19 protein-coding genes and 3 tRNA genes are annotated in these 26,571 nt (G+C 61.5%); 4 read left to right on the top strand and 18 right to left on the bottom strand.

Annotated features, from left to right (window positions below):
* Positions 1-60: 60 nt before the first annotated feature.
* The 6 genes from RWL87_RS04305 to glnA all read right to left on the bottom strand — a co-directional run bounded on the left by RWL87_RS04305 (position 61) and on the right by glnA (position 7,120).
* Entirely contained in the window at positions 61-1,053 is a 993-nt protein-coding gene (locus RWL87_RS04305; RefSeq protein WP_313969030.1) for an HNH endonuclease signature motif containing protein, read from the bottom strand.
* A gap of 567 nt (positions 1,054-1,620) precedes the next feature.
* Positions 1,621-1,692, bottom strand: a tRNA-Val gene (locus tag RWL87_RS04300).
* Positions 1,693-1,716: 24 nt separating this feature from the next.
* Positions 1,717-1,787 (bottom strand) — tRNA-Cys (locus RWL87_RS04295).
* 47 nt (positions 1,788-1,834) lie between these two features.
* Positions 1,835-1,907, bottom strand: a tRNA-Gly gene (locus RWL87_RS04290).
* Between the two features lie 362 nt (positions 1,908-2,269).
* A complete protein-coding gene (locus tag RWL87_RS04285) occupies positions 2,270-5,608 on the bottom strand; it encodes a bifunctional [glutamine synthetase] adenylyltransferase/[glutamine synthetase]-adenylyl-L-tyrosine phosphorylase (RefSeq protein ID WP_313969029.1) in 3,339 nt (1,112 codons plus the stop codon).
* 171 nt (positions 5,609-5,779) lie between these two features.
* A complete protein-coding gene (glnA, locus tag RWL87_RS04280; protein WP_049354867.1) occupies positions 5,780-7,120 on the bottom strand; it encodes a type I glutamate--ammonia ligase in 1,341 nt (446 codons plus the stop codon).
* A 424-nt stretch (positions 7,121-7,544) separates the two neighbouring features.
* Here glnA and RWL87_RS04275 point away from each other — a divergent pair, with 424 nt between their 5' ends.
* Entirely contained in the window at positions 7,545-9,362 is a 1,818-nt protein-coding gene (locus tag RWL87_RS04275; RefSeq protein ID WP_313969028.1) for a geranylgeranyl pyrophosphate synthase, read from the top strand.
* A 63-nt stretch (positions 9,363-9,425) separates the two neighbouring features.
* Entirely contained in the window at positions 9,426-10,340 is a 915-nt protein-coding gene (gene panB, locus RWL87_RS04270) for a 3-methyl-2-oxobutanoate hydroxymethyltransferase (RefSeq protein ID WP_313969027.1), read from the top strand.
* A gap of 140 nt (positions 10,341-10,480) precedes the next feature.
* Here panB and RWL87_RS04265 read toward each other — a convergent pair whose 3' ends face one another.
* On the bottom strand, positions 10,481-10,738 hold the full coding sequence (locus tag RWL87_RS04265) for a hypothetical protein (protein ID WP_313969026.1): 258 nt from the start codon (positions 10,736-10,738) through the stop codon (positions 10,481-10,483).
* 258 nt (positions 10,739-10,996) lie between these two features.
* Here RWL87_RS04265 and map point away from each other — a divergent pair, with 258 nt between their 5' ends.
* Complete coding sequence (gene map, locus RWL87_RS04260; protein ID WP_049354871.1) at positions 10,997-11,908, top strand: type I methionyl aminopeptidase; 912 nt, start codon at positions 10,997-10,999, stop codon at positions 11,906-11,908.
* A 109-nt stretch (positions 11,909-12,017) separates the two neighbouring features.
* Complete coding sequence (gene ppgK, locus RWL87_RS04255; RefSeq protein WP_049326903.1) at positions 12,018-12,869, top strand: polyphosphate--glucose phosphotransferase; 852 nt, start codon at positions 12,018-12,020, stop codon at positions 12,867-12,869.
* Positions 12,870-13,029: 160 nt separating this feature from the next.
* On the opposite strand, the gene nrdR is transcribed toward ppgK, so the two are convergent.
* The 11 genes from nrdR to RWL87_RS04200 all read right to left on the bottom strand — a co-directional run bounded on the left by nrdR (position 13,030) and on the right by RWL87_RS04200 (position 26,565).
* On the bottom strand, positions 13,030-13,485 hold the full coding sequence (nrdR, locus tag RWL87_RS04250) for a transcriptional regulator NrdR (RefSeq protein WP_005506525.1): 456 nt from the start codon (positions 13,483-13,485) through the stop codon (positions 13,030-13,032).
* A gap of 172 nt (positions 13,486-13,657) precedes the next feature.
* Complete coding sequence (dnaE, locus tag RWL87_RS04245; protein ID WP_313969025.1) at positions 13,658-17,200, bottom strand: DNA polymerase III subunit alpha; 3,543 nt, start codon at positions 17,198-17,200, stop codon at positions 13,658-13,660.
* Between the two features lie 86 nt (positions 17,201-17,286).
* Positions 17,287-18,273 carry an RluA family pseudouridine synthase gene (locus tag RWL87_RS04240; RefSeq protein WP_313969024.1) on the bottom strand — a complete coding sequence of 329 codons (987 nt, stop codon included), beginning with the start codon at positions 18,271-18,273 and terminating at the stop codon, positions 17,287-17,289.
* 120 nt (positions 18,274-18,393) lie between these two features.
* Positions 18,394-18,996, bottom strand: coding sequence for a signal peptidase II (gene lspA, locus RWL87_RS04235; RefSeq protein ID WP_313969023.1), 603 nt, complete (start codon positions 18,994-18,996; stop codon positions 18,394-18,396).
* A 288-nt stretch (positions 18,997-19,284) separates the two neighbouring features.
* Positions 19,285-19,824, bottom strand: a complete 540-nt coding sequence (locus RWL87_RS04230; protein WP_313969022.1) for a DivIVA domain-containing protein — start codon at positions 19,822-19,824, stop codon at positions 19,285-19,287.
* 492 nt (positions 19,825-20,316) lie between these two features.
* A complete protein-coding gene (locus tag RWL87_RS04225; protein ID WP_294627031.1) occupies positions 20,317-20,616 on the bottom strand; it encodes a YggT family protein in 300 nt (99 codons plus the stop codon).
* A 10-nt stretch (positions 20,617-20,626) separates the two neighbouring features.
* Positions 20,627-21,109 (bottom strand): cell division protein SepF, encoded by a 483-nt coding sequence (locus tag RWL87_RS08905; RefSeq protein ID WP_371326263.1) that lies wholly within the window; start codon positions 21,107-21,109, stop codon positions 20,627-20,629.
* A gap of 610 nt (positions 21,110-21,719) precedes the next feature.
* A complete protein-coding gene (locus RWL87_RS04215) occupies positions 21,720-22,553 on the bottom strand; it encodes a YggS family pyridoxal phosphate-dependent enzyme (RefSeq protein ID WP_313969020.1) in 834 nt (277 codons plus the stop codon).
* A 49-nt stretch (positions 22,554-22,602) separates the two neighbouring features.
* A complete protein-coding gene (locus RWL87_RS04210; protein ID WP_313969019.1) occupies positions 22,603-23,451 on the bottom strand; it encodes a polyphenol oxidase family protein in 849 nt (282 codons plus the stop codon).
* A gap of 149 nt (positions 23,452-23,600) precedes the next feature.
* A complete protein-coding gene (gene ftsZ / locus RWL87_RS04205) occupies positions 23,601-24,785 on the bottom strand; it encodes a cell division protein FtsZ (RefSeq protein ID WP_049354877.1) in 1,185 nt (394 codons plus the stop codon).
* 196 nt (positions 24,786-24,981) lie between these two features.
* Positions 24,982-26,565, bottom strand: a complete 1,584-nt coding sequence (locus tag RWL87_RS04200) for a cell division protein FtsQ/DivIB (protein WP_313969018.1) — start codon at positions 26,563-26,565, stop codon at positions 24,982-24,984.
* Positions 26,566-26,571: the final 6 nt, after the last annotated feature.

Raw genomic sequence — 26,571 nt, 5'->3', positions numbered from 1 at the left:
GAAAAGAATACCCTTAACCTCAGCCTTAACGTAAATTTCACTGATTATCACTCAGTGGGTCTATGCGAGCCGCAAGTTCTGCCCGCGCACGCAACGCCAGCAGAGGGTCTGCAGGTTCTCGGGCTCATTGTTGCCGCCTTCGGACAGCGGCACCTTATGGACGACCTCGAGGATGAGGATTCGTTCACGCATGATGGAGTTGCCGCATCCGGGGTTTTGGCAGGTGTAGTTGTCGCGTTCTTTGATGCGTTGGCGTAGCTGGGCGGTCATGAGGGTGCGTTTGCCGCCTTCGGGCCATGCCCAGCGTATTTTGCGTTCGAGGGTTTCGGAGAGCGCGTCGAGGGTCGGAGTGTCGAGGGTGACGGTGACGGCGCGGTTTTCTTTGCCGTTGATTGAGGTGTATTCGAAGCGATAGACGGGGTATGGCACGGTCAGCCCTACGTGGCAGACGTTGAGTTTGTCCCAGAACTCGTCGGCATAGTGCTTGGTGATGAATTGGGGCGGGTTGATGTGTGCGAGCATGTCGTCTTCGCGGCGTCGCACGTTGTCGACGGCGGTTTCTAGACGCGCGATATCGTCGGAGAGGCGCTGCACGTCTTTGAGGGTTTGCAGGTCGGCTTCGATGTGGAAGTATTTGGTGAGGCTGCCGATGGGGTCCCGTTCGGCTTCGAGGACGACCTGTTTTGAAGAGTTGTAGACGTGCGGGTGGCGTTCTTCGGGTTTCTTCCGCAGCAGCGTCTGCCAGGTTTTGGGTTGTTGAACTTCGACGGTGGCGAGGTGGCTGTACATGCCGTTGGTGGAGGCGCCGAGTTCGTAGATTCCGTGGGTGTAGATGTCGTGTACGTAGCTGGCGACTTCGTTGTATTCGCTGGCGAGTGTGGCGGTGCGTTGGCGGTGCGTCTGGAATTCGGGGGTTGCGAAGTACCGGTTTTTGCGGATGGTCATGATGATGCCCGCGATGAGCACGATGATGGCGGCGCCGAGGATGACGTACCAGAGGGAGAAGGCGAGGCATACGGCGAAGAAGATGCCGAGCCCTTTGAGGAATTTCATGGGTGTTCCTTTGTGATACGGCGGTGTATCTGTGAGTGTAGATTTCCTCCATTAGGGTATCGGAGGTATTCGCGGCGTGCAAAGCGTTTGGTCATGTCGGAGGTGTATAGGCTTCCGCGCCGCTCTCTTCCTGCGCTCCTGCAGGGGAACCCGCCACGCCCGGACGCTCCGCTCTTCCTTGCTTCGCTGCGGAGAGCGCCCGTACGGGCACCCTGATGTCGCTTTCGGAAGGTGCGGCGCTGAGCCGCAATTTCAGCCCACCTATTTGGCGGAGCCAGCGAAAGGCTGAGAAGGCGACAGCCCCCTCCCCCTCCAGTTCGTTATACCGGTATCGCGCACCCAAGCCCCGCACTTACTAAACCGAGGCTAAGTGTCTTGCGTAGAGGGTGGAGGGGTGGTGTCCTCCGTCGTGACATCAGGGTGCCCGAAGCGAAGCGAGGGCGGGTTCCCTGTAGGAACAAGGAGGACGCTACCTCTCCTAAACCTAAACCTAAACCAAAACCAAAACCAAAACCAAAAAGTTAAATACAAAACCCCTTAGCCGTAAAGCTAAGGGGTTTTCATTTGTGCGCGATACTGGGATCGAACCAGTGACCTCTTCCGTGTCAGGGAAGCGCGCTACCGCTGCGCCAATCGCGCTCACAAAACAGTTGTTTTGTTGCGAGGTGAGGACGGGATTCGAACCCGCGTACACGGCTTTGCAGGCCGCTGCCTAACCACTCGACCACCTCACCGCATACGCTCCACAAGGGAACGCGTTCGAACTCTTGGAGTCCTTACGAGCGGTTGACGAGACTTGAACTCGCGACATCCACCTTGGCAAGGTGGTGCTCTACCAACTGAGCTACAACCGCATATCAGCGTATTCAATTTGAATCATTCCGATGGAGTTTTTCGCTCCGTCGTGCTGACAGGTAAATACTATACGGGGTTTTTGAGTGTTTGCCAAATCCCTTGTTGGACACCCGGTGTTCCGCGTGTTTCCGGGGCAGAACGGGGTATTTTGTCTCTTTTTTGGGACATGTTAGCAAAATTTATTTTCATGGTGCCGGTCACATTTTCGGGTTTTTAGGCGAATACTGTTCTGGTTGCCGCAAGAGTTGGGAGAGTAAAGTCCGCAGAAAAATTTCAGAGAACACAGAAAAACGCAGAAAGAGGGGCGGGGAGCCACAATTGGTTCCCCGCCCCTCCCCTATGAAATCCGCGCCTGCGATTTTTAGAGTTCTTCGAAGAAGAGTCGCTCGTAGACCTTGCGGGCGTTGCGGGTTTGGCGCAGGTAGTCCTCTTCGAGGGCGCGTGCGCTGCCGGCGGGGTATCCGCACCAGCGGGCGATTGCTTCCAGGTCGGCACGGCCCGAGGGCAGGGTGTCGGATTGGCGCACACCGCGTAGCACGTTGCCGCCGCGGATCTTGGTGGCGAGCAGCCAGGCACCGCTGAGGATTTCTGCATCCGCAGCTTCGACGAGTCCCGCTTCAACCGCCGCGTTCAGCGCCTTCAGCGTGGAGGTGGTGCGCAGCCCCGGCACGGCGTGTGCGTGGCGCAGCTGCACGAGCTGGACGAGCCATTCCACGTCGGAGAGGCCACCGCGGCCGAGCTTGAGCTGGCGGGTGCGGTCGGCACCGTGCGGCATACGTTCGTTTTCCACTCGCGCTTTCATGCGGCGAATCTGCTGCACCTGCTCGGGCGTGAAGGTTACCGGGTAGCGGTACGGGTTGATGAGCTCCACAAAAGCCTCGCCAAGCTCCTCGTCGCCGGCAATGGGGCGGGCGCGGGTGAGCGCCTGGAACTCCCAGGTTTCAGCCCACCGCTCGTAGTAGGAGCGGTAGGAGTCCAGCGAGCGCACGATAGCGCCCTGTTTGCCTTCGGGGCGCAGGTCGGCGTCCACTTCGAGGGGACGTTCGGCGCGAATCGGGGGCTTGACGGGCTGCTTGAGCAGGGCGAGGGTGCGGTTGACGATGCGCGCCGCCTGTTCCTGCGCGGCGTCCTCATCTGCGCCGTCGAGGGGTTCGTGCACGAACATGACGTCCGCGTCGGAGCCGAAACCGTTCTCGGCACCGCCGAGACGGCCCATGCCGATGACGGCGATGCGGGTGAGAAGCTTCTCCCCCGTTGCTTCCTCCGCCTCCGTCCCCTCGGCACCTTCCGGTGCCGCCTGGAGCTCACGCAGGGCAATCTGCAGCGCCGCACCGATCGTGCACTCGTCAATGGCGGCTAGACCGGCGCAGGTGTCTTCAATGTCGACAATGCCCAGGGTCCAGCCCATAGCGGTGCGCAGGGTTTCGCGGCGGCGCAGGTATCGCACGGCGCGCATCGCCTCAGCCGCATCAGCGTGACGTGCCAGCAACGAGGAAACTTCGGAGGCGAGCGCCTCCTCCCCCAGCGGTTTGAGGTCGGCGACCTTGTCCAGCCAGGCGATGGAGGCGGATGCATCCTCCAGCAGGTCGGTCATGGGGCGCGAGCTGGAGAGCAGCTGGCTCAGGCGCTCGGCGGCTGCGGGTGAATCGCGGAGCATACGCAGGTACCAGCTGGTGCTGCCGAGCGATTCGGAGACGATGCGGAAGCCGAGCAGGCCGGCGTCCGCGTCCACGCCGCGGGCGAACCAGCCCAGCAGTACGGGCATGAGGTGACGCTGAATATCTGCGCTGCGGGAAAGGCCCGTGGTGAGCGCCTTGATGTGGCGCATGGCGCCGCGCGGGTCGCGGTAGCCCAGCGCCGCCAGGCGGTCCTGTGCCGCCTGCTCGCTGAGGACCACTTCGTCGCGGCTGAGCGTGGAGACGGCGGCGAGTAGCGGGCGGAAGAAGATCCGCTCGTGCAGAGAACGGACGTTTCGTTTAATTTTCTGCCACGCCTTGAGCATCTGCTCGGCAGAGAGCGTGCCGTTGCGTTCCGGGGAGAGAATCGAGCGGGCGAGGGCGCGCTGTTCGGCGTCCTTCTCGGGCATCAGGTGGGTGCGGCGCAGCTGCTGCAGCTGGATGCGGTGCTCGAGCACGCGCAGCTTCTTGTAGTCGCGGCTGAACGCCTCGGCGTCGGTGCGGCTAATGTAGCTGACCGCCGTCAGCGCGGCCAGCGAGTCTACAGTGGATTTGGTGCGCACGGCGGGGTCGGTTCGACCGTGCACAAGCTGCAGCAGCTGCACGGTGAACTCGATATCGCGCAGGCCGCCCGGGCCCAGCTTAATCTGGCGGTCCACCTGGTGCGAGGGGATATTGTCGGTCACGCGGGCGCGCATCGCCTGCACGGATTCCACGAAGGATTCGCGGGCGGCAGACTCCCACACGAAGGGGTCAATGGCGCGGGCGTAGCGGGCGCCCAGCTGCGCCGAACCGGCGATGGGGCGCGCCTTGAGCAGTGCCTGGAACTCCCAGTTTTCAGCCCAACGCTTGTAGTACTGAACGTAAGATTCGACGGTACGAACCAGCGGGCCATCCTTACCCTCGGGACGCAGGTTCGCGTCGACCTCCCAGAGGGCGGGTTCGGGTGCGGGGCCCATGATGGCGCGGGTGAGGGCGTGCACGAGTTCCGTGCCGATGGTGGAACATTCGTTCTCGGTGAGCTTGAGCGGGGTGGTCTCCCCCTCTGCCCCGGTGCTGGGCGCGGGTTCGACCGGCGCGACCACGTACACCACGTCAACGTCAGAGATGTAGTTCAGCTCGCGGGCACCGCATTTACCCATGCCGATAATCGCCAAGTCCAGGGCGTCTACGGCTTCGCCTCGGCGAGGAGCCGCCAGGCCGGGGCCCAGCCCCTCCGCAACTTCGGTGCGTGCAATGGCGAGCGCACCCTCCAGCGCGGCGGCAGCCAAATCGGCGAGGTGACGACCGATGGTGGGCATCATTTCGACCGGGTCTTCGCAACACACGTCGAGCAGGGCGATGCGCGCCAGGGCGGCGCGGTAGGCGACGCGCAGGGTCACGTAGCCGTCCTTGCCGGTCTGCTCTGCGGCAGCGCGCGGACGCTCCGCGTGGGGGTCGGCGCCGAGGGCGGTAAGGATATCGCGACGGTAGGGGGTGTCCAGCGGGGCGATGGGGGTCAGGAATTCCCCATCGGTTTCCGGCAGAATCGACGCCGGGTGCTGGGAGCGAATCAGCGCGCTCTCGGCGGGGTACACCTGCGTGTCGAAGAGCGGGTCAATGAGCTCAGGGCGGCGGTAGAGGAAATCACCAATCGCCTGGGATGCGCCGAGTAGGCGGTACATGCCGAATTCTTCCTCGCCGCGGTTGGCGCGCTCGGCGACCGCCGGGTGCTTTTCGATGAGGCGCACGAGGGCTGGCAAGGCAATATCCGGTGAGGGTGCGAGGCGCAGCCCGGCAAAGAGCGCATCCTGCGAGACAGGCTGCAGTTCGGGCGCGTTGAGCCAGCGTTCCGCCTTGGACGGGTCGTGAAAACCGGTGGCAATCATGCGGGTGTGCAGGCGCAGCTGTGCTTTGCGTTCGGCTTCGGCGCGCTGTTCGTCGTCGAGCGCATCGGGGGCGATGTCGGTCAGCGGCTTGGGTTCTTTGGCGGGGTCAACAATGCGGATGAGCCCGGTGGCCGGGTAGTGAGAGCTGTCAGTCATAGCGTGAGAACTGTGGGTAGAACCGTGGGTAGAGAGTAAAAATTTCGGCGGGATAAAAAGCGATGCTGATACACCTGTGGGCGGTACCCGCCGGCGTGTTACCGGTAGCGGGTACCGCCCTGAGGCTGTCAGCGGTCACTCATCACGAAAGGAGGCTAGAGGATCCAGCGATTAGAGGATACCGAGGTTGTGCTTGAGCTCGTAGGGGGTCACCTGAGCCTGGTACTGGTCCCAGTCGGCGCGCTTATTGCGCAGGAACTGTTCGAAGACCTGCTCGCCCAGAACCTCCGCCATGAACTCGGATTCCTCGGTGATGTTAATAGCTTCACGCAGGGATGCGGGCAGCGGGTTGTAGCCCATCGCACGACGTTCGGCGTTGGTCATGGCGGCGAGATCCTCGGTCACGGCGGGCATGAGCGGGTACTCGTTTTCGATACCCTTCAGACCGGCGGCGAGAATCACCGCGTAGGCGAGGTACGGGTTCGATGCCGAGTCCAGGCCGCGGTACTCGATGCGTGCGGACTGCATCTTGTTCGGCTTGTACAGGGGTACGCGCACGAGTGCGGAGCGGTTGTTGTGGCCCCAGGAGACGTAGGAGGGTGCCTCGCCGCCGCCCCAGAGGCGCTTGTATGAGTTGATGAACTGGTTGGTGACCGAGGTGAATTCGGGGGCGTGCTTGAGCACACCGGCGATGAAGTGGCGTGCGGTCTTGGACAGCTGGTATTCGGCACCGGCTTCGAAGAATGCGTTGGTGTCGCCTTCGAAGAGGGAGAAGTGGGTGTGCATGCCGCTGCCGGCGTACTTGGTGAAGGGCTTGGGCATGAAGGTTGCGTACATGCCGAGCGAGTAGGCGACTTCCTTGATGACGGTGCGGAAGGTCATGACGTTGTCGGCGGTCTGCAGGGCGTCGGCGTGGCGCAGGTCGATTTCGTTCTGGCCGGGGCCGGTTTCGTGGTGGCTGAATTCGACGGAGATGCCGACCTCTTCGAGCATGGTCACTGCCTTGCGGCGGAAGTCCTGCACGATGCCGCCGGGGGTGTGGTCGAAGTAGGATTCGTGGTCCACGGGCACGGGGAATCCGTCCGCGCCGAGCTTGGAGGATTCGAGCAGGTAGAACTCAATTTCGGGCGAGGTGTAGCAGGTGAAGCCCATCTCCGCGGCCTTGTTGAGCACGCGCTTGAGCACGCCGCGGGTGTCGGAGGCGCTGATTTCGCCGTCGGGGGTGAGCACGTCGCAGAACATGCGGGAGGTGTAGTCTTCTTCACCGCGCCAGGGCAGAATCTGGAAGGTGGAGGGGTCCGGCTGCAGCAACATGTCGGATTCGTAGATGCGGGAGAAACCCTCAATCGAGGAACCATCGAAGCCCAGGCCCTCATCGAAGGCGCTTTCTACCTCGGCGGGTGCGAGCGCGACAGACTTGAGGGTGCCGACCACGTCGGTGAACCAGAGGCGGATGAAGCGGATGTCGCGCTCTTCGATGGTGCGCAGTACGAATTCCTGTTGGCGGTCCATGAGTTGCCCTCTCGGTGCGGGCGTGCATCCGCGTGGTACCCGTCTGTGGGCGGCGGAGGCGCGCTGATTTGTGTGCCGAGACGAGGATGTATAGTGCGGGAGCGACCCGGTGGGTTCCGCTGAGCTTCAGCGGTTTTCACCGTCGTTCCGGCGGGCGGCGTGCCAGCGGTGCTGGCGCCTCCTTGCCCCGGCGTGTGTCCTGTTGTTATCTAGCCTATCGGGTTCTGCTGTGCGTCGCGCGGGTGGGAGGTTTCGTTTGTGTAAATTCTCGCTCGTGCGCCGGATGGCTCACTATCTGAATCGGCGTTGGGTGCCGCTTCTCTCTCCCCCCCCTTTTCCGCTGTGCGGGTCTAGGATGTGCCCAGATAGTCGGCATATGACGGTTCGCGGGGCGTGTTCGGGGGCGCCTTGCGATAATGGGGGTATGCGACATTCCATTCTTCTTCCCGCGACCGTACAGCTTCCGTTGGCGACCAGCATCGTGGCTGCCGACCCCACCGGTTTAGAGTGGCTGCTACTCATTGCGGCACCGGTTGTTTTCTGCGTTGTTTACCTGGCCTGCATCATGGCGATTGCGGCGTTTGGCCCGCTGGTCATGAGGAACAACAAGTCTGGCGGCACGACCTACCTGCTGGACCGCCCCTCCCGCGTGGCGTTTAGGACTCGCACCGTGGCGCTCTTTGCGCTGGTGGGTGCGTTTGTGGAGCTTATTTGGCTCGGTTATACGGGTCGTGTGGGCTCGATTGCGGTCATTCCGATTCTTCTGTTTACGTGGTCGTGGAAGTTCGCGTTCTTCTTCCTGCCGCTTCAGCTGATTCGTGCCTGGTATGTGCACGCGACGCGAGGCAAGTATGATGCGCTGTCGGCTGAGGGCGCTCAGCGCCGTGAGAAGCTGAACCGTAAGAGCGCGTACGAGGTGTCGAAGATGATGCAGCGTAACCCGCAGCAGTTTGCGATGAGCAAGGAGCTGCACACGCAGGCGCGCGCTCAGAAAATCGCGGGTATGCGTCCGTTCCAGCACCTTGATGAGGCGGGCAAGAAGCGCCGCGCGAACTATACGGTGGAGCTGGCGCTGGCGCAGATGCAGGTGCGTCAGATGAACCCCGGCAAGCTCCCTTCGGAGGCGTTCGGCGAGGGCATCCTGGGTATGGGTCTTGGCGTTAGGTCTGAGCGGGCGGTGGAGCAGACCTGGCTGACGCTGTGCACGGAGCGCGTGAATGCGGTGGATGCGCCGAACTACCCTGATTCGCTGTACCCGGTGTCGGCTCGTTTTTCGCTGTTTACCACGATGTCGCTGTTGCAGCCGCTGATGGGTCGCCCCTATTCGCCGTTTACCGCTGAGGACGCGCGCCGTTTTGTTCCGCGTGATTTCTCGGCGGATACCGTGCTTCTGAAGACTGAGGATCTGGGTAAGAAGACTCTGGCGCAGAGCGCGATTTTCCGTCAGATTCACGAACGTCTTCTGCCCCTGCATCAGCAGCAGCCTCAGCTCGTGGATCGCCGTGCCCTGGCCTATTGCGGTGCCCTACTGCTGAGCGTGGCGAAGGCTGAGGCGGAAAGCCAGCGTCTGACGAGCCAGGTTCTGGCGGCGGCAGCTTCGGAGCGCGGCATCCTGCCTTACGGTCTGTTCTCGCAGATTTCTGAGGATTATCAGCGTGTTCAGCGTCTGCTGAATCTGATGGTGAAGGCAACCAATGATGTTCAGCGTTTCATCAACGCTGTGGAGGGCCTGGTGCAGATGCATTCGGGTCCGGTTCAGCCTTCCGGCATTGCGTACGAGAAGGCGCAGATGGAGTACATTGCCGCTCTTCTGGACGTTATTGTCTTCTCCTCGCACGCTCCGCTTGCCGGTTCCATCCAGGCGTCCTACGCCCTGCTGAAGGCTGACTATGAGGCGTTTACGTTCAACACTTCGGATGAGCTGAGCCGCAGCTACTGGTTGCAGTACTCGAAGAACGCGGTGAGCGCCTGCGATACGGGTCTGTCTCAGGGTTATGAGGGTTTCTTCGGCTCTGATGATGCGGCGCGTAAGGCGTGGGAGTCCTACGCGGAGGACGTCGTGAAGGAAGTCTGCACCTACTCGGTCACCCAGGTCTACTGGGATGCCCTGGTGCAGCAGGCACTCATTCAGCGCGATTTGCCGCGTGAGTTTGAGGATGCGTCCCTCGCCATTCCGGAGCTGATGAATAAGAACGCTGCTGCGTCGTTCCCGACCTACTACATTAACCTCATCTGGAACTAGGGACAGTTCCCTCGTGGTGAGCGGTACGCCCGGTTGGAGCCGTGCAGGGTTAGAATAGTCAGCATGACTACTGAGCGTTCTTCCGAGATCTCTTCGCCCTACGCGGCACAGCCTGCCGTTACCTCCGCGGATGCTCCCGCGACTGCTTCTGCTGCGAAGCCTTTTGACCTGGATGCCGTCAAGAAGGTGCGCACCGTTCACCTGGCGCAGGCTAAGGCGACCGGGCAGAAGTTCTCCATGCTGACCTGCTATGACGCTCTGACCGCGCAGGTCTTTGACCGCGCCGGTATCGAGATGCTGCTGGTGGGCGATTCTGCGGCAAACGTGGTGCTCGGTTATGAGTCGACCCTGACCATTACCCTGGATGAGATGATTCCGATGGTTGCGGCGGTTTCTCGCGGTGCGTCCCGCGCCATGGTGGTCGCTGATTTGCCGTTTGGTTCTTATGAGCAGTCCCCGCAGCAGGCGGTGGCGAGTGCTGTTCGTCTGATGAAGGAGGGCGGTGCGCACGCGGTCAAGATTGAGGCGGATGCGTCGATGACCGAGTGGGTTCGCGCCCTGGTGCGTACCGGTATTCCGGTGGTGGCGCATGTTGGTTTCACCCCGCAGTCGGAGCATGCCCTGGGTGGCTTCCGTGTGCAGGGTCGTGGCGAGGCTGCCGAGCGTGTTCGTGAGGATGCTGTAGCGTTGGCTGAGGCTGGTGCGTTCTGCGTGCTTATGGAGATGGTGACTACCGAGACCGCACGCCGTGTGGATGAGGCTGTGGGTACTGTGCCGACGATTGGTATTGGTGCCTCGAATGTGACGACCGGTCAGGTGCTGGTCTGGCAGGACATGATGGGTGTTCGTTCCGGCCGCGTTCCGCGTTTTGTGAAGCAGTTTGCGCAGGTCGGGCAGGTCATGGAGGACGCCGCGCGCGCCTACCGTGAGCAGGTTCGTTCGGGCGAGTTCCCGGCGGCTGAGCACACCTTTGAATAGGCTTGAGGTTGAGAAGATAGCTTGAGATAAAGCGAAGACCCCCGCATCCGGTGTTCCGGGTTTGGGGGTCTTGCTGTATCTGTTTTCCGCATCTAATAGATACCTCTATTAGAGACAAGCGTGCAGAAGTTCGTTGGGCTTTAGAGCAGGCCGCCGTCCTTGTCCCACTCCTCGTTGCGCTCGCGGGCGCGGTCCATGGCGTGTGCCGCCTCCTCGTAGGTCTTGAAGGGGCCCCACAGGGAGGTGACGGCGCTCTGCTGACCTCGCTCAACCTCACCGGTGGCGAGGTTGTACCAGTATTCGTCAGCGTGGGGGCTGGTTGCGTCGGTCGCGGCGTTCAGGGTCTTCTCGACCGCCGATTCGATAGCTTCGCTCAGGTGGTTTTTCTTCTCGCTCATGGGTTCTCCTTCGACGTGTTGAGCCGGTATGTTTAGCATCTCACGCGCCCAGGTTCGTGGCAATGAGGCGGGCGAAGCTTATCGCGGTGTTCCTCCCCTTTTCTCATGTCTTCTCCTCCGCACCCTGCCGCGCGGTTTTGCCGCTAGGGTGTATGGAATTTTATTCACAATCTGGGAAAAAGGTACGGCTTATGTATCCGCCGCTTTTTAGCGCCTGCGCAAGGGACACAAACCGCCCACGCCCGGTAAGATGAAACTATGTCTTCAACCAAAACGAATACTTCGCATAATCTTCCCGCAGAGCCCGGTCGTGCACCCGTCGGTTGCCTGACCCCCGGACGCGTCAGCCCCATGCGCCCGGTCCCCTCGCACATTGTTCGCCCCGAGTACGTGGGTAAGCCCACCGCCAACGAGGGTAACGACTCGAACATGTACACCCCCGAGGAAGTTGAGCGGGTTCGCGCAGCCGGCAAGATTGCGGCAGGCGCCATTGTTGAAGCATCCAAGATTTGCGTGCCCGGCACCACCACCGACGAGATTGACGTGCTTGTCCACGAGTACATCTGCGATCACGGCGCGTACCCCTCCACTGTGGATTACCGCGGCTACCCGAAGTCCGTGTGCACCTCCCTGAACGAGGTCATCTGCCACGGTATTCCGGACACCACCGTGCTGGAGGACGGCGACATTCTCAACCTGGACGTCACCGCATACCTTGACGGCATGCACGGCGACACCAACAAGACCCTGCTCATCGGCAACGTGGACGAAGAATCCCGCCTGCTGGTTGAGCGCACCGAGGAGTCCCTCAACCGCGCGATTAAGGCTGTGAAGCCGGGCCGCCAGATTAACGTGATTGGTCGCGTCATTGAGAAGTATGCGGCTCGCTTCGGTTACGGCGTGGTCCGCGACTACACCGGCCACGGTGTGGGCCGTGAGTTCCACTCGGGCCTCATCATCCCCCACTACGATGCGGCACCCGCCTACGACACCGAGATTCGCGAGGGCATGATTTTCACCATCGAGCCCATGCTGACCCTCGGCACCATCGAATGGGACCTGTGGGATGACGACTGGACCGTGGTCACCCGCGACCGCAAGCGCACCGCCCAGTTCGAGCACACCCTCGTGGTGACCGCTGACGGCGCGGACATCCTCACCCTCCCCTAAGTTGCCTTAGGCATCTAAGTTTTACGGCAGATTTGCCGGACTATCCATTCAATATCACTCGATACCACAGACATATTCCTCTGCGAGAGCGGAGGGAAGAAAGGGAATCATGGCTAACTACGCTGAGCCCAGCCTCATCAACGACCTGCCCGCCCCCACCCCCAAGGACCTGCAGATTGGTGTGGACATTGGAGGCACCGGCATTAAGGGCGGCATCGTCGACCTGCGCACCGGCAACCTCGTCTCGGATCGTTTCCGCATCGACACCCCCAAGCCCGCAACCCCCGAGGCTGTGGCAGAGGTTGTGCAGCGCGTTGTGAACGAGCTGCAGAGCCGCGACCTGGCACCGGACCCCGACTCTGCTGTCGGCATCGACTTCCCCGCAGTCGTGAAGAACGGCATGGTCTTCTCCGCAGCGAACGTGGACGACTCCTGGATTAACACCGACCTGGAGCAGGTCATGAGCGAGGCACTGGGCGGCCGCACCGTCTACGGCCTCAACGACGCTGACGCAGCCGGTCTGGCTGAGGCAACCTACGGTCAGGGTCGCGACCGCGACGGCCTGATTGCTGTCATCACCCTGGGCACCGGCATCGGTTCCGCGCTGATTAACGACGGCGTGCTGATTCCGAACACCGAGCTGGGCCACCTGGAGATTGACGGCCACAACGCTGAGTCTCAGGCTTCCGCTCGCGCCCGCGAGGTGCACGAGCTGTCCTGGAAGAAGTACGGTAAGCGCCTGTACCGCTACTTCGACCACGTGCAGATGCTCTTCTCCCCCGACCTGTTCATCATCGGCGGCGGCATCTCCAAGAACCCCGAGAAGTTCATGCCGTACTTCGAGGACCACATCCGCACCCCCATGGTCATGGCAACCCTGCGCAACAACGCGGGTATCGTGGGCGCGGCACTGTGGGCTGGCGGCATGCTGAATGAGCGTAAGCGCCGCGGCGAAGCGTAAGGTTTTGCTTCCTGCTATCCGGTTCGGATAGCGCTTCACAGATACACGAAGGGACCGCCTTCCGAATGATTCGGAAGGCGGTCCCTTCTATATACCCCGCTCATCTGTAGCGGCAACTAGCTTAGCTAGCTAGCAGATGAGGCCGTTATGAGCTAGACAGTTACTGGGCGATGCGGTCCTCACGCAGACGCGCAATCGCCTCCTCAAAGTCTTCAAGGTTTTCAAACGCCTGGTACACGCTCGCAAAACGCAGATAGGCGACCGCGTCCAACTTCGATAGCGGCTCCAGGATGGTCAGGCCCACCTCGTGCGCGTTAATCTCCGCCAGACCGCGGGCACGAATCAGCTCCTCAACCTCCTGGGCGAGCTTCGCCAAATCGTCCTCACCCACGGGACGGCCCTGGCATGCCTTACGCACGCCGGCGGCGATCTTCGAACGGTCGAAGGGCTCGGTCACGCCCGAACGCTTAATCACCGAAATGGTGGTGGTTTCAACGGTCGTAAAGCGGCGAGCGCAGGAGGTGCACTGGCGGCGACGGCGAATTGCGGCGCCGTCATCGGTGGTGCGGGAATCCACCACGCGCGAGTCGGTGTGCTTGCAATAGGGGCAGTACATTCGTTTCTCCTTGGCTGGGCGCTAGCGCCCGCGTATACAGCGCTCAAGAATATTTATACCTATTCTACCGTGATATACAGCGGATGCACCGTATGGTGTGAGTGAATATACGCTCAGGGTGGACTCTGCTATGCAGAATCCACCCTGTCATTCCCCTCAGCGGGGCGTGTTGTTAGCGTCGAATGCAGCTCGGACCGAAAATCGTCTTGATTTCGCCGAAAAGGCTCGGGTTCGGTTCCACACGCACACTCGCGTCCAGCAGCACCAGCTGCTCCTTATCGCGGGTACGGATGAGCATGCGCACATCCGCGGTGCCCTTGTGGTCGCGCAGGGTCTCCTTCAGCTCCTTCAGGTTCGCCTCGGTCACCAGGTACTCGGGAACCACGATGGTGATGGGCGCGGCGCGGCCGTCATCGCTGATTTCCAGGATTTGCAGTTCCTGGGCGCTCATGTTCACGCTGCCGTCGTCGCGGCGCTGCACGCGGCCACGAATCGAGCAGATGAGGTCGTCCGCCAGAGCGGCGCCCATCGTCTCGTAGGCGCGGGAGAAGAACATGACCGTGATGGTTGCGCCCGAGGGGTCTTCCAGTTCCACGGAGGCATACTGGTTACCGCTGGACTTGGCGATACGGCGCGAAACGCCGGTGAGCATGCCCGCGATGGTGACGGTTTCGCCGTCGCGCACGTGCGAGTCTTCGCCGATGATGTCGTGTACCGAGTGGGTTGCGGCATCAGAGAGGGCGCGCTCCAGGCCACGCAGCGGGTGGTCCGAAACGTACAGGCCCAGCATGTCACGCTCAAAGTTCAGCTTCTCGCGGCGATCCCAATCGGGTACGTCCGGGATGGTCACGGTCAGTTCGTCGCCGAGGGCGTCGTCCATGCCGAGGGAGCCGAAGAGGTCGAACTGGCCCGCCGCCTCCTTACGCTTGACCGCCACGGCGGCATCCACTGCCGCCTCGTGGATGAGGGACAGGGAACGGCGCGTATGACCCAGGTCGTCGAAAGCGCCCGCCTTAATGAGCGACTCGATGGTGCGCTTATTGCACACCTGCAGCGGCACCTTCTTCAGGAAGTCGTTGAAGGACTCGTAACGGCCCTTCTCCTCGCGGGCGGCAATCATGCCCTCAACCACGTTCGCGCCCACGTTACGAATCGCACCCATACCGAAGCGAATATCATCGCCGACAGGGGCAAACGTCAGGGTGGACTCGTTCACGTCCGGCGCGAGCACGGTAATGCCCATGGCGCGGCACTCGTTCAGGTACAGCGCGAGCTTGTCCTTGTTATCGCCCACGCTGGTCAGCAACGCAGCCATGTACTCCTGCGGGTAATGCGCCTTCAGGTACGCCGTCCAGTACGACACCAGACCGTACGCAGCCGTGTGCGCCTTGTTGAACGCGTAGTCAGAGAACGGCAGCAGAATATCCCAGAGCGCCTTAATAGCGCCCTCAGAGTAACCGTTAGAAATCATGCCGTCGTGGAAGGTAGCGTACTGCTTATCCAGCTCCGCCTTCTTCTTCTTACCCATCGCACGGCGCAGCAGGTCTGCCTCACCCAGAGTGTAGTTCGCGACCTTCTGAGCAATCGCCATAACCTGCTCCTGATACACGATCAGGCCGTAGGTGGTGTCCAGAATGTCCTTCAGCGGCTCTTCCAGCTCGGGGTGAATCGGCTCAATCTCCTGCTTACCGTTCTTACGCAGAGCGTAGTTGGTGTGCGAGTTCGCGCCCATCGGGCCCGGACGGTACAGCGCCAACACTGCCGAAATGTGCTCGAATTCCTCGGGCTCCATGAGCTTGAGCAGCGAGCGCATCGGACCGCCATCGAGCTGGAACACACCGAGGGTGTCGCCGCGCGCCAGCAGACGGTACGATTCCGGGTCGTCCAGCGAGAGGGATTCAAGGTCCAGGTCGATGCCTCGGTTAGCCTTAATGTTCTCCACCGCATCAGAGATGATGGTAAGGTTACGCAGACCCAGGAAGTCCATCTTGATCAGGCCCAGGCCCTCACAGGTGGGGTAATCGAACTGGGTGATGACCTGGCCGTCCGCCTCGCGGCGCATCACGGGGATGACGTCCACGAGGTCCTTGCTGGACATAATCACGCCCGCAGCGTGCACACCCCACTGACGCTTCAGGCCCTCCAGGCCCTTCGCGGTTTCGAACACCTGGCCGTAGATCTTATCGACCGGGTCCTCGATGAGGGCACGCAAATCTGCCGCCTCGGCGTAACGCTTATCCTCTTCGTTGTACACGTTCGCCAGGGCGATGTTCTTACCCATGACGTCCGGCGGCATCGCCTTGGTGAGGCGCTCGCCGACCGAGTACGGCTGGTCCATCACGCGGGAGGCGTCCTTGAGCGCCTGCTTCGCCTTAATGGTGCCGAAGGTGACGATCTGCGCGACCTTCTCTTCACCGTACTTTTCGGTCACGTAGTCGATGACTTCGCCGCGGCGACGATCGTCAAAGTCCACATCGAAGTCGGGCATGGAGACGCGGTCGGGGTTGAGGAATCGCTCGAAGATCAGGTCGTGGTCGAGCGGGTTCAGGTCGGTGATACGCATCGCGTACGCGACCATGGAGCCTGCACCGGAGCCACGGCCGGGACCCACGCGAATACCGTTGCGCTTAGCCCAGTTGATAAAGTCGGCGACCACGAGGAAGTAGCCGGGGAAGCCCATGGAGGTAATGACCCCCACCTCGTACTCAGCCTGCTTGCGCACCTTGTCAGGCACGCCGTCCGGGAAGCGGTAGTGCAGGCCCTTCTCGACCTCCTTCACGAACCAGGATTCCTCGTTTTCGCCTTCGGGCACGGGGAAGTTCGGCATGTAGTTCGCCTTGGTGTTGAACTCCACGTTGCAGCGTTCAGCGATTTCGAGGGTGTTCTCGCACGCGCCGGGAATGTCGCCGAACAGGGCGTACATTTCTTCTGCCGAGCGCAGGTAGAAGTTATCCGCGTCGAACTTGAAGCGCTTGGGGTCGGTGAGGGTCGAGCCGGACTGCACGCACAGCAACGCCGCGTGGGCGGTGTGGTCTTCCTGACGGGTGTAGTGCAGGTCATTGGTGGCGACGAATGGCAGGTTCAGCTTCTTGGCGAGGCGGTGCAAATCCTCCTGAACGTTGCGTTCAATGTCCAGACCGTGGTCCATGACCTCGCAGTAGAAGTTATCCTTGCCGAAAATATCGCGGAACTCGCTCGCTGCCTGGACCGCCTCGTCGAACTGTCCCAGGCGCAGGCGGGTCTGAACCTCACCGGAGGGGCAGCCGGTGGTCGCGATCAGGCCCTTCGAGTAGGTCTGCAGCACCTCACGGTCCATACGCGGCTTGTACAGCTGGCCTTCCAGCGACGCAATCGAGGAGGCACGGAACAGGTTGTGCATGCCCTCGGTAGTCTCAGCCCACATGGTCATGTGGGTGTACGCGCCACCACCGGAGACGTCGTCGCGGGAGCCGTCGCCCCAACGCACACGCGAACGGTCGGTACGGTGCGTGCCGGGGGTCAAGTACGCCTCCACACCAATGATGGGCTTGATGTCGTGCGCTTTAGCCTGGCGCCAGAAGTCGAAGGCACCAAAGAGGAAGCCGTGGTCACTGGTCGCCATGGACTTCATGCCGAGTTCTTTAGCGTAGGTGAACAAGTCACCCAGGCGCGCGGCACCGTCGAGCATGGAGTACTCGGTGTGCACGTGCAGGTGCGTAAATTCTTTGGTTGCCACGGGAATCTCCTGGAGGTGTGGGGTGGAGGATGGGCGGTGAATGTGAAGCTGTGTGCGGCGGGGTATCAGTCCGCGGGCGGCTATAGCTAGCCGAGCTGAACCTTGCCCTCGCGCAGAGCGGTCAGCGCGTAGGACAGGTCGAGCGGGTACTCGCTGGTGAAGGTCACGCGCTCGCCGGTGCCGGGGTGGTCGAAGCCCAGACGGTGCGCGTGCAGCCACTGACGGGTCAGACCCAGTTCGGCGCTAAAGCGCGGATCGGCGCCGTAGGTCAGGTCACCGCAGCAGGGGTGGCGCAGCGCGGAGAAGTGCACACGAATCTGGTGGGTGCGACCGGTTTCCAGGTGCACCTCCACAAGGGATGCGGGGCCGAAGGCTTCGAGCACATCGTAGTGGGTGATGGAGTTACGGCCGTCCTCGACCACGGCGAACTTCCACTCGTTGCCGGGGTGGCGGCCGATGGGCGCGTCGATAGTGCCGCGCAGCGGGTCGGGCAGACCCTGCACGAGCGTGTGGTAGACCTTGTCCACGGTGCGTTCCTTGAAGGCTCGCTTGAGTTCGGTGTAGGCGCGTTCGCTGCGGGCTACGACCATCAGGCCGCTGGTGCCCACGTCCAGGCGGTGCACAATGCCCTGGCGCTCTGCCGCGCCGGAGGTAGCAACCGAAATGCCCTCGCCCATGAGCGCGGAGATGACGGTGGGGCCGTGCCAGCCCGGCGAGGGGTGCGCCGCCACACCTGCGGGCTTATCCACCACGACAATGTCATCGTCCAGGTACACGATGCGGAAACCGTCCACCTTTTCGGGGCGGATATCCGCCAAATCGCGCGGCGCGGGTGCATCCACAACGACCTCGTCTCCCGCGGAAAGCTTGTAGGACTTGCCAATCTTCACGGCCTTGCCGTTGTTGGTCACGGTCACGTGGCCGTCAAGAATCCACCCGGAGGTGCGGGTACGCGGCGCGTCAAGGGCGCCGGCGAGCGCGGCGTCCAGGCGCATACCGGCAAGCGCGCCTTCAACGGTGAATTCGGCGCGGATGCGTGCCGTATCTTCTGCGGCGTTGGTGGTTTCGCTCATGCGGCTCTCCTTCGGGTGGTGTTTGCTTAGGTTGTCTGTGCGAGGGGTTGTCTGTGTGAGAACGTCTGTAGGCTCGTGTAACGGCGATGTAGCCAGGCGGGTGTACAGAGAAGCGGGGAGCTACTTGGCGCTCTTCTCGTCGGTGCTCTTGTCGTCAGCCTGCACACGGGTTCCGTTGAGGTTCAGGCCCTTGAAGTTCAGCAGAACGATGAACGCCATGCACACGCAGATTGCGGAGTCTGCAATATTGAAAATCGCGAAGTTCGGTACGGAAATAAAGTCGACCACGTGACCGGAGCCAAAGCCGGGCTCACGGAAGAGACGGTCAAAAAGGTTGCCGCAGATACCGCCAAGCAGTCCGCCTAGCGCGAGGGTCCAGGACAGGGCGCGGGTGCGGCGCAGCAGGTAGAGCACCACGGCTGCGGCGGCGACCATGACGAGGGTGAAGACCCAGGTGACGTTCTCGCCCATGCTGAACGCGGCACCGGAGTTACGGATCGAGTACCACCACAGTAGCCCGTCAATAACGGTGATGCGCTCCCCCAACTGCATCTGGGTGACGACCAGGTATTTGGTGCCCTGGTCGATAGCGAACACGACGGCGGCAAGCACGAGCGCGAGGATGCCCGCAGAGCGAGCCGAGAGGATGCGCACGCGGCGTCCGTCAGCCTTTGTAGCGGTGTGTGAGACTGAGGATTCAGCAGTCTTGGGGGTGTTGGTCATAGCTCTCCTCTAGTCTGTGCCGGTTGCTACGCGCCCGAACGCAAACCTGGTGCGGTACCGTTCGATAGTGCCCCTCTAGCTTAGCAAATCGGGGTAGTGCATCGAGTATTCGGCGGTGATTTGGCGGGTGCTCTCCCCCGCTTCTCATCCTGTGTTCTCAAGCCGGGCGGAGCAGGTATGAGAATACCGCCCGGTTCTCTCCATCTTCCCCGGTGAATAACGGTGGAAGAGAAAGAATCCGGGCGGCATACGCTTCAAAGCGTCGTTAGCTCATTCAAGCGAACTGATTTATGCGGAAGCCTCGATGGACTTGAGGTTCTTCAGCTCCTGAACCTGTGCGTCCAGGTGCTGCAGCAGCTTGGAGCGGTAACGGCTCTCGAAGCCACGCAGAGCCTCAACAGCGATCTCCAGCTCTTCCTTCTCGTCGGTGAGGCGAGAGAGAATCTCTTCGCGCTGCTGCTGAGCTTCGCTCACCATAGCGTCTGCCTTCTTCTCTGCCTCTTCGAGCAGTTCAGCCTTAGCCTTCTCGCCCTGTGCCACGTAGTCGTCGTGAACCTTCTGTGCCATGGCGAGCAGTGCTGCCGCATCCTGAGGTGCTGCCGGTGCAGCCGAGGACTGTGCGGGTGCTGCAGCCGCTGCGGGGGAATCGGGTGCGTTTGCAGAGAGCTGCTCGACCTGGCGCTCCAGGGCGTCACGCTCGGAGTAGAGTGCACGCAGTTCGACAACGAGCTCGTCCAGGAAGTCGTCGACCTCGTTGCGGTCGTAACCGGACTCTTCGGTCACGATCTTGAAGCTCTTAGTGATCAGGTCTTCGGGGGTGATTGCCATGGGCTTCTCCTCTGGGTATCCCTACGGGGTTTGGTGGTGATATTGAGTGCCGCGGATTCACCAGCCAGATAGGTCGTGGCCCCAATATTTCAGGGTCCCGATGGCTCAGGGCATGGCTGTGCCGCGATGCAGTCGTTGGCACCAATTCTACTATTCTTTGGTTTCTGTGCCCGGTTATACGTCGGTTGAACCGTAAAATATTCGCTCTGCGCAGGGGTGGGATTCACCACGTCTAATATCCGCCCTAGTCCCCGCTTGTCCCCCTTGGGTTTTCTGCCCTACGGTGCATTTTGAGAAGGTTTTCGAGGAGGCATTTTGACGCTCCTCATGCACTGAAAACCTGGACACAGAACCCAAGCACAGCCCCAAGCTCAGAGCCCAGACACAGAAACCCCGGAAGCAGAAAACCCCGCCAGCGCTCCAACCACAGGGGGTAGAAGCACAGGCGGGGCTCAAAATCTAGCTCTCTAGCTCCTCGACCGAACGGGCGGCTTAGGAGAATGCCGCGGTTGCCCGCATCATGATGCTCAGCAGGAAAGACAGCAGAACAATCAGAATCAGGAAGCCGGTGTCCAACGCAACGTTACCCACGCGCACCGGCGGGATCAGGCGGCGCAGCTGGTTCATCGGCCAGTCCGTCACCGCGTACACGCCGCTGGCGAATAGCAACACGATGCCCTTGGGTCGCCATTCCGGTGCGAACATGCGCACCCAGTCAAAGAGCATGCGCAGTAGCATCGCAATGTAGAGAACGTAGACAACGATCGTAATGAGGGCGAAAATATAACCCATCTATCAGTCCTTAGCCCTGGTCGAAGGGGAATTCACCGTCGGTCTCGAAGCCGGCGGGAACCTCAGAGTTAGCCACACCCAGAACCTCCAGGTTGGAGGGGGTCAGCAGGAACACCTTAGCGGTGACGCGCTCAATGCGGCCCTCCAGAGCGAATGCCAGACCGGAGGCGAAGTCCACCAGGCGCTTAGCGTCTGCATCGGGCATCTCTTCCACGTTCATAATCACGGGGATGTTCTCGCGGAATGCCTCACCAATGATCTTTGCGTCATTGTAGGAGCGGGGGTGGATAGTGGTGATACGACGCAATTCGTCCTCTTCTTCCTCGTAACCGTAGGTGTATCCGTTGGTTTCTTCGGGCTCGTAGCCCTCTTCGTAGTAGCCGTCGTTGGAGTACGTCTCGGCGTACTGCTCGGTGTATTCGGTATTCGGCACCGGGGTGTCCTCCCAATTGTCTGCGCTGGCGTCATCCCAGGTCTGTTCGGTTTCGGCCAGGTCAGCTGTGGTTTCAGGTGTATGAGCGGTGGCGTGTGCCGCTGCATCTACGGTTGCTCGTCCGTCGGCAGGTTCTTCTGCGTCCAGATACTCGGTTTCTGTACCGTCATCGTAGCTATCAGCCTGCAGGTACTCTTCCTGTTCAGTATAGGCGGGTTCGTCCTGCGGGTGGTAGGTTTCGCTCTGCGGCTCGACTGCACTGTTGCTGTACTGTGCCGAGCCGGGCAGTGCTGAGAGCCGGTTAGAGCCCTCGGTCTTCTGCACTGTAGCAGCCTGCCCTGCGGAGGCGGTTACCTCCCTGCGGGTGTCAGCCTGCACAGCCTGCGGGGATTCTTCCGGCGTCGCCTCAGCGTCCTGGTATCGTTCCAGGCCGAGGAAACCCGCCAGACGGCTTTGCTTCGCCATGATTCTCTCGCTGTTCTTTGCTTGTGGTGTACAGGGTCTGCCGTGGTGCTTCGTCAGAAGGTGTGTGTGCGTGACGGTACGTCATGCACCGGCATGTATATATTACCAGCGCCCGCCCCGCGCGGGCGGTCAGGGCGCCGATGATTATGCCACCGAACAGCAGGCCCGGAACTATAACCTTTGAAGGGCCGCGGTTGAATAGGGCTTAGAGCGCCGGGCGCTTACCCATAATGTCGCTACCCACACGCACGCAGGTTGAACCCCAACGCACCGCCGCCTCCAGGTCCCCGCTCATGCCGGCGGAAATCTCGGTCGCGTGCGGCACCTGCTCACGCACCAGAGACGCCAAGCCATACAGCTTCTCGAACGCCTCGTCCGGGTTCATACCCAACGGCGCCACCGCCATCACGCCACCGCAGCGCAGATGCTCGTGATTCTCGATGCGCTCCACCAGCTCCAGCAGCTCGGAGGCGCTCGTACCGCCGCGCGCGCCCTCGGCAGCATGCCCAGCCGTCGCAACCTCAGCCAGGGACACCTGCACCAGGCAGGTCAGCGCGCCCTGCTCCGCCGCTGCGGGTGCGGGCGCCTCCCCCGCCTCGAAGCGTGCCAGCTGGTTTGCGTACGCCTTCGCCAGCGCGTCCGCCAGGGAGGGGCGGTCCACCGAATGCACGCTGGAGGCGTACTTGACCACAGACTTCGCCTTGTTCGTCTGCAACTGGCCAATAAACGCCCAGTGCGGGGGCTGCACCTCACGCTGAGCACAGTATGCGGCAAGCTCGCGAGCCTTCGCGCTCGCCTCCTGGTCGCGGTTCTCACCGAAGAGGGTCACTCCCCCATCCAGCAGTGCCGCCGCGTCGGAGGCGGGGAAGAACTTCGTGACCGTCACCAGCTGCACCGGGGCGCTCTCCTCGGTACGCACGGCGCTGTGGTCCTGCTCCGCGGCGCGGATACGCTCAAGCACGCGGCGGTAGTTCTGCAGCAGCTGCTCGGCACGTTCGGGAGTGTACTGCAGGTTCTCTTCTACGTTCATTTCAGACATCTTCTCTCCTTCAGCGGCTCTGTCTTTAGCGGCTCTGTCTTTAGCAGCTCTAGGCGGCGGGCTCCGCCGTCTTCTCAAGCCACACCAGACCCGCGATACGGCCCGGCTTCTCACCGCGGTTCGTGAACCCGCGATGAGAGTACACCTCGGGCTCCTCAAAGGTGCACTGCGCACAGTCCATGCTCACCTGCACGCCCGCATCCTCCAGCACGGCGCGGGCGCCGGCGGGCAGGTCCAGGCCGGGGGTCTGCTGACTGGTCACCGCGTGCACCTGCGGAATCAGCTCGGTGGATTCGGTGCGCATCGCCTCGGGCACCTCGTAGCAGCTACCACAGATGCTCGGACCCAGCCAGGCGGTAATTTTCTCCGCGCCAAGCTGACGCATCCGCTGCACGGTCTGCTGGAGTACGCCGTCAAGCAGGCCGCGGCGGCCAGCGTGAGCCACCGCCAGAATCGGTTGCCAGTTCGCGACCCGCTCACCCACCAGCACCACGGGGATGCAATCGGCCACCATAATCGCCAGGGGCACGCCCTCACTGCTAATCGCCGCATCGGCGACCGGGGAGTTCTCCAGCACCGCGCGGGCACGCTCAACCGTACGCTCCTGCGGGGCACCGGGCGCGTAGGATTCCACCGCATAGTCTTCCGGGTAGGCAATCTGCACGCCGTGCACCTGGTTCAGGTAGAAGAACGGCTCGGTACCCAGCGCCTCCTCCAGGGCGGCACGGTGGTTGAGGGTGCGCACCAGGGAGGCATCCATACCGCCACCGAGCTCATCGTCCACGTGCAGACCCAGGTTGCCCGCCGCGCGGGAGGTGAAACCCACCCGCACACGCCAAGAGCCCAAGGTGCGGGTATCGGCAGCAGCAAGTAGCGGAGTTTTGGGAGCGTCGCTCATCATCTATTCCTTCATCAGGTGTCAGCAGGTATAACGGCGGGTATAGCAAAGGGGAGCCGAGAACAGCACAATGTGCTTGTTTCTCAGCTCCCCTATAGCTTCATAAGACTCTCAGCCGTGCAACGCCTAGGCGTTCACAGCCGGGCAGACTACTTCAGGAAGTCAGGGACATCCAGGGTGTCGCGGCGAGCCGGAGCTTCCTCCACAACCGGGGGAAGGTCAACGTCGAAGCCAGCAGCGCCGGTGGAAGCCGGAGCAGCAGCGGGTGCGTTGTAGCCGTAGCCGTTAGCAGCCGGAGCAGCGGTGGAACCGCCGAAGGATGCCTGGGTGCGCTGAGCCTGAGTAGCAGCAGCAGTGGAAGCGTTGGAGTTGGTCTCCGGGTTCACTGCGTCGAAGCCAGCAGCAATCACGGTCACGCGAGCCTCATCGCCCAGTGCGTCGTCAATAACAGCACCGAAGATGATGTTTGCGTCGGGGTGAGCAACTTCCTGAACCAGGCGTGCAGCCTCGTTGATCTCGAACAGACCCAGGTCGGAGCCACCCTGAATGGACAGCAGAACGCCGTGTGCACCGTCGATGGATGCTTCCAGCAGCGGCGAAGCGATAGCCAGCTCAGCTGCCTTCACGGCACGGTCCTCACCGGATGCCGAGCCGATGCCCATCAGAGCCGAACCTGCACCCTGCATGACGGACTTAACGTCAGCGAAGTCAAGGTTGATCAGGCCGGGGGTGGTGATCAGGTCGGTAATGCCCTGCACACCGGAGAGCAGAACCTGGTCAGCGGACTTGAATGCGTCCAGCATGGAGACGTTGCGATCCGAAATCGACAGCAGTCGGTCGTTCGGAATAACGATCAGGGTATCAACCTCATCGCGCAGAGCAGCGATACCGGTCTCAGCCTGGTTGGAGCGGCGACGACCCTCGAAGGTGAAGGGGCGGGTCACCACACCAATGGTCAGAGCGCCGAGGGAGCGGGCAATACGTGCCACGACGGGTGCGCCACCGGTACCGGTGCCACCGCCCTCACCTGCGGTCACAAAGACCATGTCTGCGCCCTTGAGGACTTCCTCAATTTCCTGCGCGTGATCCTCGGCTGCCTGACGGCCAACCTCGGGGTTTGCGCCCGCGCCAAGACCGCGGGTCAGCTCACGACCAACGTCCAGCTTAACGTCTGCATCGGACATGAGCAGAGCCTGAGCGTCAGTGTTGATAGCAATGAACTCAACGCCGCGCAGACCAACCTCAATCATGCGGTTGACTGCGTTGACGCCACCGCCGCCGATACCAACGACCTTGATGACTGCCAAGTAGTTCTGGGGAGTTCCAGCGTCCATGTATTCCTCGATTGTTCCGTGTTCCAGCTTCGGAAGACCCGCAGCTTAATCTAAGCCTGAAGGTTTCCTCTAAAGAATGACTTTATCTGCTAGGATACCAAACTGTTTTTGCTGGTTCCTAGTCACACAGCGCAATTACCCCCTCTTTTTGCGGATTTCACACAAAAAGGGAGGATAAAGCGCTTGAATGGTTCCCCTAGCGGGTCACCGGTACGCGCGGGGCAGACACGTCGTAGACGGTCACCTTCTGCGTCTGTGCCTCAGAGGAGCTCTCCTCCTGAGCACGCTTGGCAATAGCCTGGCGCAGGGAGAGAAGAACCTTAGCCTTCAACTCGCTCTCTTCAGCGGTTCCCCACTGCACCGTAGTATTATCCCTCAAAGTTAGAGTGATACTTGAGGTTGAGGTAGCGCTGGCTTCCTTAACCTGAGCTAGAAGTTCAGAGGGCATCGCCGAAAGCGCCGTAGAAATGGTGCGAAATTCAGCCGAAGTCTGCGGGTCATCACCGCTGAAACGCACCAGCGGCACCGAGGTATCGGGCTGAGTTGCCGATTCCAGCAGGCTCACACCATCACTATCAACAGTATGGTACGTATCGCCCTGCTTCACAACCGCAACCGCGGTACGCTCCTTCAGAGTCACCACCAGCTCATGCGGCGGGCGGCTCTCCACCTGCACGCTACGAATCACGTTATCCTGCCCGATCAGCTCACGCACCTTCTTCTCGTCGATGCGAGTGAGCGGAACGCCGCGCAGAGGCTCAAGCTTCTGCTCCACCTGGGTGGTTTCCAGCAGGGACGTGCCGCGCACCGTAATCTTCTGAGTCGCCAACAGGGGCGAGAAGAAGACCAGTACCACGTACAGCACCGCGATAATAGCCAGCGCCAAAGCGGTGTACAGCAGCTTACGGGCACGAGTCAGCGGCGCACGCTCCTTACGGGGACGCTCCTCAGCACGCAGACCGTCCAAGCCCGGATCCTGACGCAGACGCTCACGCTGAGCCTGACGGCTCGCACGCTCCCGCTCCTTCTCAATCTCTGCGGCACGCTGTTGCTCACGCTCGGCACGCCAACGACCGAAACGGCTCGTGGGGCGAGGCTCTTCAGTTGCCTTCTCCCCCGCCTTATCAGTGCTCTTATCGGCGCTTTCCTCAGACTTCTGGGCGGCAGGCTCTTCGCGAGATTCAGCAGAACCGGCAGAAGACTTCTTACCGGAACTCTTCTGAGCAGCCTTCTGATCGGCCACGTCCTTCTCTACGCTCTTCTCAGGCTGAGCAGAGGCACTCTTAGGTGAAGAATCCTCAAACGCCTCAACATCAAACAGCTCGGGAGCGTGCTCAACCTCAGACACGGTACGACCGGTCATCAGCGCCGAACGCACCGAATCCTTCAGAGACTGCGCCGAAGAATGCACCGCTGCAGCGCTCTTCTGTGCCGAAGAATCAGCACCGTGCTGAGCAGAAGCCTTATGAACCACCGGCTTACGTGGCGCATGGCGAACAGGGCTCGAAGGCTGGGTAGCGGCAGACTGAGTATCAGACTGGCTAGCGGCTACCTGGGTCGCACCCTCGGAGGCGGTAGCCTTGGCGGGCTTCACAGCCTCCGCAGACTCTGCGGTCTTCACCGCCTGCGGCTGCACAGATTCAGTCTGTACAGCCTCAGCCTGCGCCGCCTCAACCGGTGCACTCTCAGCTACCTGCTGGGCACGCAGACGAGCACGCGAACGCGGAGCCTTCGGCACGCGCGAGGAGGAATGCCCCTCCGAAGAGAGACCAGAACTCATCGGCAC

The sequence above is a fragment of the uncultured Rothia sp. genome (assembly GCF_963555405.1).
Lineage (GTDB): Bacteria > Actinomycetota > Actinomycetes > Actinomycetales > Micrococcaceae > Rothia.
This window is presented reverse-complemented; position numbering and strand designations above follow the sequence as displayed.